The sequence below is a fragment of the Bradyrhizobium pachyrhizi genome, assembly GCF_001189245.1.
Lineage (GTDB): Bacteria > Pseudomonadota > Alphaproteobacteria > Rhizobiales > Xanthobacteraceae > Bradyrhizobium > Bradyrhizobium pachyrhizi.
Window position 1 is genome coordinate 50,407 of record NZ_LFIQ01000092.1, and the last position, 7,782, is coordinate 58,188.

A 7,782-nucleotide genomic window follows, 5' to 3' on the forward strand; every position below is an offset into this window, starting at 1 on the left:
GCAGCGGGCAGGGTCTGCATTAGACCGTTGCCTCCGGGGCAATTTGCTGTACCAACGGAGTGGTTACGCCCAATCGCCCGTGCCGGATTGCGCGGGGAGGAATCCTGCCAAATGGACAATTCGAAGTCCGAAAACGCCCAAGCAAGAAGAGCATGTTCAAACGAATCCTGATCGCCAACCGCGGCGAGATCGCCTGCCGGGTCATCAAGACTGCGCGCCGTATGGGGATTGAGACGGTTGCCGTCTACTCCGAGGCCGACCGCGACGCGCTGCATGTCGAGATGGCCGATGAGGCCGTGTTGATCGGCCCGCCCGCCGCCGCCGAGAGTTATCTTTTGATCGACAAGATCGTCGAGGCCTGCCGCAAGACCGGCGCGCAGGCGGTGCATCCGGGCTACGGCTTCCTGTCGGAGCGCGAGGCGTTCCCGCGCGCGCTGGAAGCCGCCGGCATCGTCTTCATCGGCCCGAACCCCGGCGCCATCGCCGCGATGGGCGACAAGATCGAATCCAAGAAGGCCGCGGCGAAGGCGAAGGTCTCGACCGTGCCAGGTCATCTCGGCGTCATCGAGGACGACAAGCACGCCGTCCAGATCGCCGACGAGATCGGCTACCCCGTGATGATCAAGGCCTCCGCCGGCGGCGGCGGCAAAGGCATGCGCATCGCGCATTCGAAGGCGGAAGTCGCCGAAGGCTTCAACCTCGCCAAGGCCGAGGCGAAGTCGTCGTTCGGCGACGACCGCGTCTTCATCGAGAAATTCATCGTCGATCCCCGGCACATCGAGATCCAGGTGCTCGGCGACAAGCACGGCAATGTGATCTATCTCGGCGAGCGCGAGTGCTCGATCCAGCGCCGCAACCAGAAGGTCATCGAGGAGGCGCCGTCGCCGCTGCTCGATGAGACCACCCGCCGCAAGATGGGCGAGCAGGCGGTCGCGCTGGCGAAGGCGGTGAACTACGATTCGGCCGGCACCGTGGAATTCGTCGCCGGCCAGGACAAGAGCTTCTACTTCCTGGAGATGAACACCCGCCTGCAGGTCGAGCATCCTGTCACCGAATTGATCACCGGCATCGACCTCGTCGAGCAGATGATCCGCGTCGCGGCCGGCGAGAAGCTCGCGATCGCGCAGAAGGACGTGACGCTGACCGGCTGGGCGGTGGAATCCCGCGTCTATGCCGAGGATCCGTTCCGGAACTTCCTGCCGTCGATCGGGCGCCTGGTGAAATACCGTCCGCCGGCCGAGGCCAGCCACGACGGCATCACGATCCGCAACGACACCGGCGTGCAGGAAGGCGGCGAGATCTCGATCCATTACGATCCGATGATCGCCAAGCTCGTCACCCACGCCCCGTCGCGCGCCGCGGCGATCGAGGCGCAGGCGACCGCGCTCGACGCGTTCTATGTCGACGGCATCCGGCACAACATTCCGTTCCTGTCGGCCTTGATGAACCATCCGCGCTGGCGCGAGGGCCGGCTGTCGACCGGCTTTATCGCGGAAGAATTCCCCAAGGGATTTTCGGCGCGCGCGCCCGAGGGCGAGATCGCGCGGCGGCTGGCCGCGGTTGGCGCTGCCATCGACCACGTGCTCGGCGAGCGCAAGCGGCAGATCTCCGGCCAGATGGGCGGCCGCGTGGTGCTGCGCGAGCGCCGCCGCGCGGTGTGGCTCGACCGCGCCGAGATCGCGCTCGATGTCGCCCGCGAGGGTGACGCCATCGCGGTGCGCTTCATTGCCGCCGACGGGCTCCCTGGCAATCCGCACAATCTGGTGTCGGGCTGGGTGCCGGGCGAGCCGGTCTGGCAGGGCACCATCGACGGCAACTTTGTCGCCGTCCAGGTGCGGTCGATCAACAACGGCTTCCGCCTCGCGCATCAGGGCTTTGAGGTCCCGGTTTATGTCTTCACCGAGACCGAAGCGACCTCGGCGCGGTTGATGCCGGTGGTCTCGGCCGCCGACACCGGCAAGAAGTTGCTGTGCCCGATGCCCGGTCTCGTGGTGTCGATCGCGGTGACCGAGGGGCAGGAGATCAAGGCCGGCGAGACGCTCGCGGTGGTCGAAGCCATGAAGATGCAGAACGTGCTGCGCGCCGAGCGTGACGGCACGGTCAAGAAGATCCACGCCGCCGCCGGCGCCACGCTCGCGGTCGACGCGCTGATCCTGGAGTTCGCTTAGCACCGTCATTGCGAGCGCCAGCGAAGCGATCCATCCAGCCTCATATGATGAGAGATGGATTGCTTCGTCGCTTCGCTCCTCGCAATGACGTGGATGGAGACACATCATGGCCTTCCGCAAACGCCGCGAAGCCCTGCGATCGATTCTCAACGGATCAATCTGCATCCGCCCGGGCTCGGTCTATGACGCGACCTCGATCCGGATTGCGGAAGATCTCGGCTTCGAGCTCGGCATGTTCGGCGGCTCGGTGGCGTCGCTCGCCGTGCTCGGCGATCCCGATGTTGCGCTGATCACGCTGACCGAGTTCGCCGAGCAGATACGCCGCATGTCGCGTGCGTCGACGCTGCCGGTGCTGGTCGATGCCGACCACGGCTACGGCAACGCGCTCAATGTCCGCCGCACGGTTCAGGAGGTGGAGGCTGCCGGCGCGGCCGGCCTCACCATCGAGGACACGCTGCTGCCGCAGGCGTTCGGCCAGGCCAAGACCCAGCTGATCTCGCTGGAGGAAGGCGTCGGCAAGATGAAGGCGGCGCTTGACGGCCGCAGCGATCCGTCGCTCATCATCCTGGGCCGGACCGGCGCCGTCTCGATCACCGGTCTCGACGATGCGATCGCACGCGCCAGGGCCTATGAGGCGGTCGGCGTCGATGGCTTGTTCTTCACCGGCATCAAGTCGCGCGGCGAGCTGGAGGCGCTCTCGGCCGCGACGACGCTGCCGATCGTGCTCGGCGGCGCGCCGGAGGAGATGACCGCACTCGACTATCTGGCAGGCCGGCGCGTCAGGATCGCGCTGCAAGGCCACGCGCCATTCGCGGCCGCAACCCAGGCCGTCTACGAGACGCTGAAGGCGCTGCGCGAAGGCACCTCGCCGAAGAACCTCAAGGGCATTGCCTCAGCCGAACTGACCGGCCGCGTCATGCGCGAGGCGGAGACCAAGGCGCGCAGCGGCGAGTTCCTCGGTCTGAAGAAATGAGCGGCGTGATCCGCCACGTCACCATCAGCGGCCGCGTCCAGGGCGTCGGCTATCGCGCCTGGGTCGACGAGCAGGCAAACGCGCGCGGCCTCGAAGGCTGGGTCCGCAACCGCCGTGACGGCAGCGTCGAGGCGGTGTTCGCCGGCCCCGACGACGTCGTCACCGAAATGATCACGGCATGTGGCCGCGGTCCGTTCTCGGCGCGCGTCGCTGCCGTGCACGCCGCATCTGGCAATTCCGATCTTTTGAACCAGCGCCGGGCAGGGGAGCGGTTCTCGGTCCTGCCCACGATCTGAAGCGCGCGTCGTTACGCGACCGCTGAGATCACCAGCGCCTGAATCCGGCCTTCGATCGCGCCGTTGCCGAAGCGGCGCGCGATCGCCGACGCGGCGTGCTCGGTCGCAGCATCAAGGCCGATACCGCCGCGCGCCTCGATCTCGCCGCGTAACGGTGATCCCTGGCAAAAGCCGATCGCAGGATCATGAGGCGCATTGGCCCGGCTTTGCAGCCGGACGTCGTCGATCTCGATCTTGCTGAAGCCCGCGGCTGCAAGGTCGGCCCGGATCGGGTCGGCCGCGTAGTGGCCATAAGGCGTGCGCGCCAGGAAGCGCGGCGGATCGGCCGGAAAGACCTCCGCCAATGCCTGGGTCACCACGTCGGCAAACTCGTTGTCTTCGATGCGACCCCACATGTTGAATAGGAAACGGCCGCCCGGCTTCAGCACACGGCGCGCCTCCGAATAACCCTTGGGCTTGTCGGGGAAGAACATCGCGCCGAATTGGCAGGCGACGACGTCGAAGCTCGCATTGTCGAACGGCAGGTTCAGTGCATCGGCCTGCCGCCAGGTGATTGCGGTCCCGCTTGGCATCTGTGACTTCGCTCGTTCGAGCATCGGCTCATTCAGGTCGGTCGCCACGATCCTGGTGTCGCTGCCGAGCACGGACGACAGCGCGCGGGTGACGGCGCCGGTGCCGGCTGCCGTCTCAAGCAGGTGGCGCGGGCCAAGAGCCTTGGCGCGTTGCGCCAGATCGCGTGCGTAGGGTTCGAAAATCATCGGCACGAGGAGCCGGTCGTAAAGCTCTGGAATGGACCCAACGAACTCCTTGTCGGACGCTGGCATGCGCAATCTCCCTTGCGGCCGCGACGCGGGCAAGCCGGTGCACGGCCCAATCATCCCCGCGGATCAGCTTGGACGAGGAGCGCGGGGGCCACAAAGGAAAACTCCTCACCTTTGACGCACGGCATTCGCCGGGGCGCGGATAGGTCAGGAGACCTGCCATGTCTCGTGCGCCGTCGTGGACCGTATAGCCAGCCTTGACTTCTGCTCCGAACCATCTGATATTTCTGTTATGACAGAAATAACCGCCAAGAAAAAACTTCCCGCCGTCGTCGAGCGCTTCATTCTGCATTGGGGCGACATGGGCGACGAATGGGGCGTCAACCGCTCGGTCAGCCAGATCCACGGGTTGCTCTACCTCGCCGAGGCGCCGATGACGGCGGAGGACATCGCCGACACACTCGGCATGGCGCGCTCCAACGTCTCCAACTCGATCAAGGAGCTGTTGTCCTGGGGATTGATCCGGCGGGTGCCGATCCTTGGCGACCGCCGCGACCACTTCGAGGCCGAGACCGACATCTGGGAGGTCGCGGCCAAGATCGCGGCGGGGCGCAAGGAGCGCGAGATCGATCCCGCGCTTGCGGCGCTGCGCGCCTGCGTCTCCGACGCGGCCGACGATCCCGCGATCAGCCCGCTCGCCAGCAAGCGGCTGAAGGAGATGCTGACATTCACCGAACTGGTCGACCGCTGGTACACGCAGATGCTGAACGTGCCGCGGCCGCGCCTGGTCGCGCTGATCAAGCTCGGCGAGAAGATTGTGAGTTTCCTGCCCACGGGCAGGGCCAAATAAAGGCCGCGGCGTAACGGGAGTACGCGATGGCGTCAGCAAGGATATCCACCTTAAAGACAGCGCCGGCTTCCGATACAAAGCTGCTCGACGACCATCGCTTCCGCGCATTGCTGTCGGACGAGGATTGGGGCCGCCTGCCGGTTGCGATCTGGCGGCGCTTCTCGAAACGGTTTGAAGACGGCAACACCGTCGTCTATGTTGGCGAGGTCGAGGAAGCCGCGTGCAGCCGCATCGGCTGGTGGCTGGCGCAGGCCGCACGGCTGATCGGCGGACCATTCCCGACCGGTACCGAAACGCGCGTGCCGATGATCGTCACCGTCACCGAGGACGCGGCAAGCGGCGGCCAGGTCTGGACCCGCATCTGCGCGCGCCGCGACGGCTTCCCGCAGGTGATTCATTCCGCCAAGCGCTTTGCCGGTTCGACCGGGCTCGAGGAGTATGTCGGCTTCGGCGTCAGCATGGCGCTGCGGATCGCGGTCGAGCACGAGGCGCTGGTGTTTCGCAGCGTCGACTATTCGCTGCAACTCGGTCCGTTTCGCCTGCCGCTGCCCGAATGGCTTACGCCGGGCGATCTCACCGTGACCCATTCCGATCTCGGCTGCGGTTACTTCCGCTTCACGCTGGAGATCATCCACCCGCGTTTCGGCCGGCTGATCCGTCAGTCCGCCGTGTTCAGGGAGGCCACGCCATGACGCCGCTGCTTTGGACGCTTGTCGCCATCCAGATTGCGATGGGCGCATTCGATACGTTCTATCACCACGAATTCACCGAGCGGCTGGCCTGGCGTCCCTCGCAGCGCCACGAGCTCCAACTGCACAGCGTGCGCAACATGCTCTATGCGCTGCTGTTTCTCGTGCTCGGCTGGCTGCAAGCGCACGGCATCCTTGCGATCGCGATCATGGCCGTCCTCGTCGTCGAGGTCGTCATCACCTTGATGGATTTCGTCGAGGAGGATCTGAGCCGAAAGCTGCCGCCGAGCGAGCGGATCAATCACACGCTGCTGGCGATCAATTATGGGGCCATCCTCGTGCTGCTGGTGCCGGTCCTGATCGGCTGGGCGATGCTGCCGACCGCCGTCGCGCCGGCCTATTCGGGTCCGCTAAGTCTGTTCGCGACGGCTGCGGCCTTCGGCGCCGCGCTGTTCGGCGCGCGCGACTTTGCCGCGGCCAGACGCCTCGGACGGATGGCCAGCGTGCCGGCCGCGACGCTGGTCGGGAAATTGCCGGCGCGGCAGACCGTGCTCGTCACCGGCGCCACCGGCTTCATCGGCGGCCGCCTGGTCGCGAGCCTCACCGCATCTGGCCATCAGGTGATTGCGTTGATCCGCAATCCGGCAAAGGCCGACATGCTGCCGCCGCCGGTGACGCTGATCACGAGCCTCGACCAATTGCCCGCCGACTCCGGGATCGACGCCATCGTCAACCTCGCGGGCGAGCCGATCGGCAACGGCCTGTGGACCGAGGCCAAGCGCCACAAGATCATCGCCTCACGTATCGACATGACGTCTGATGTGGTCAAGCTGATCGCGCGCCTCGAACGCAAGCCATCGGTACTCGTAAGTGGCTCCGCGATCGGCTGGTACGGACTCTGGCAGGACCAGGTGCTGACGGAGTCGGCGAAATCCCATGCCTGCTTCAGTCACGAATTGTGCGAGGCCTGGGAGAATGCGGCGAAGCCGGCCGCGGATCACGGCGTGCAGGTGGCATTTTTGCGTATCGGTCTCGTGGTCGGCTCCGATGGCGGCTTCATCACGCGGATGCTGACGCCGTTCGAGTTCGGGCTTGGCGGCCCGCTCGGCTCGGGCAAGCAGTGGATGTCGTGGATTGAGCGCGACGACCTCGTGCGCCTGATCGCGCATGTGATTGCGAGACCTGAACTATCCGGTCCTGTCAACGCGACCGCGCCGATCCCGGTGACCAACACGAAATTCACCGAGGAGCTCGGACGCCGTCTGCACCGGCCGGCGATCTTCCGCGTGCCGGCGGCGCTGCTCCGCGCCGTTGGCGGCGATTTCGCCGACGAGCTCTTGCTCGGCGGCCAACGCGTGCTGCCGAACAAGGCGCTGAGCAACGGCTTTGTGTTCCGGCACGAAACCTTGCGCAGCGCGTTCGATGCGATCCTGTGAGGAGGCCTCGATGTGCAGCACCTGTTCCCGTGCATTCGGAGGTTGGCTTGCGGGCTGTGGTGCCGTGACCGCGGTGATTTCCGCCGTCGGTCAGACCGTTCTGATGATGACGTCGCACGGCGATGTCGCGCGGCTGCTCTACGGCATCGTCGTGATGCTGCTTCCGTCGGCCGCGGTCTTCGTCATCACCTGTCTGCTCACGGCAATTCCCACTGCGATCGTCGTCTGGTTCACTGAGGAGTTCCATATCAGGGCCGCGGGATTTTTCGCCTGCGCAGGCGCGGCGATCGGCGCGTTGAGCATCACTGTCCTTCTACGATCCCCGGCTGTCTGGACATCCGGACTGGTTTGCCTGTTCGTCGTGGCCGGGTTTGTCGCCGGCCTGACCTACTGCTTCGTCATGCGCGAACTGGCGACAGGCGAAGACTCGATGTGAACCGCTGCGAGGTTCAACCTATGCCGCAGACGCCACGCTCCGAAACGTCGCAGCCAGCGTCCTGAGCGCCGCGAGCTTGGCGGCATCGCCGACCTTGGAATGCAGCATCACCTTCGACGTGCCGAGCCGCGGCAGCTTGTGGGCAGGGCCGATATCGACCAGGCCCGGCGGCG

Annotated in this window: 8 protein-coding genes and 1 pseudogene; 7 read left to right on the plus strand and 2 right to left on the minus strand. The window is 65.9% G+C overall.

What is annotated here, in order from left to right:
* Window positions 1-152: 152 nt before the first annotated feature.
* The 3 genes from AKL29_RS22845 to AKL29_RS22855 all read left to right on the plus strand — a co-directional run bounded on the left by AKL29_RS22845 (window position 153) and on the right by AKL29_RS22855 (window position 3,437).
* A complete protein-coding gene (locus AKL29_RS22845) occupies window positions 153-2,168 on the plus strand; it encodes an acetyl-CoA carboxylase biotin carboxylase subunit (RefSeq protein WP_050385710.1) in 2,016 nt (671 codons plus the stop codon).
* Window positions 2,169-2,274: 106 nt separating this feature from the next.
* Window positions 2,275-3,141, plus strand: a complete 867-nt coding sequence (locus AKL29_RS22850) for an isocitrate lyase/PEP mutase family protein (RefSeq protein ID WP_050385711.1) — start codon at window positions 2,275-2,277, stop codon at window positions 3,139-3,141.
* Window positions 3,138-3,437: an acylphosphatase gene (locus tag AKL29_RS22855; protein WP_028336455.1), complete on the plus strand. Its 300-nt coding sequence runs from the start codon at window positions 3,138-3,140 to the stop codon at window positions 3,435-3,437. The genes AKL29_RS22850 and AKL29_RS22855 overlap by 4 nt, the downstream gene beginning before the upstream one ends.
* 11 nt (window positions 3,438-3,448) lie before the next feature.
* On the opposite strand, the gene AKL29_RS22860 is transcribed toward AKL29_RS22855, so the two are convergent.
* Window positions 3,449-4,261 carry a class I SAM-dependent methyltransferase gene (locus AKL29_RS22860; protein ID WP_050385712.1) on the minus strand — a complete coding sequence of 271 codons (813 nt, stop codon included), beginning with the start codon at window positions 4,259-4,261 and terminating at the stop codon, window positions 3,449-3,451.
* Between the two features lie 229 nt (window positions 4,262-4,490).
* Between AKL29_RS22860 and AKL29_RS22865 the strand changes: the two genes are divergently transcribed.
* Genes AKL29_RS22865 through AKL29_RS22880 form a run of 4 tightly spaced genes read left to right on the plus strand, consistent with a single transcriptional unit; the run spans window position 4,491 to window position 7,609 of the window.
* Window positions 4,491-5,048 (plus strand): GbsR/MarR family transcriptional regulator, encoded by a 558-nt coding sequence (locus AKL29_RS22865; RefSeq protein ID WP_038385827.1) that lies wholly within the window; start codon window positions 4,491-4,493, stop codon window positions 5,046-5,048.
* A gap of 26 nt (window positions 5,049-5,074) precedes the next feature.
* Complete coding sequence (locus AKL29_RS22870; RefSeq protein WP_050385713.1) at window positions 5,075-5,740, plus strand: DUF4166 domain-containing protein; 666 nt, start codon at window positions 5,075-5,077, stop codon at window positions 5,738-5,740.
* Entirely contained in the window at window positions 5,737-7,173 is a 1,437-nt protein-coding gene (locus tag AKL29_RS22875) for a TIGR01777 family oxidoreductase (protein ID WP_050385714.1), read from the plus strand. Before AKL29_RS22870 ends, AKL29_RS22875 begins: the two co-directional genes overlap by 4 nt.
* A 10-nt stretch (window positions 7,174-7,183) precedes the next feature.
* Entirely contained in the window at window positions 7,184-7,609 is a 426-nt protein-coding gene (locus tag AKL29_RS22880) for a hypothetical protein (protein ID WP_152977724.1), read from the plus strand.
* Between the two features lie 18 nt (window positions 7,610-7,627).
* Here AKL29_RS22880 and AKL29_RS45395 read toward each other — a convergent pair.
* Window positions 7,628-7,782 (minus strand): annotated as a pseudogene (locus tag AKL29_RS45395) (LysR family transcriptional regulator); the annotation flags it as partial.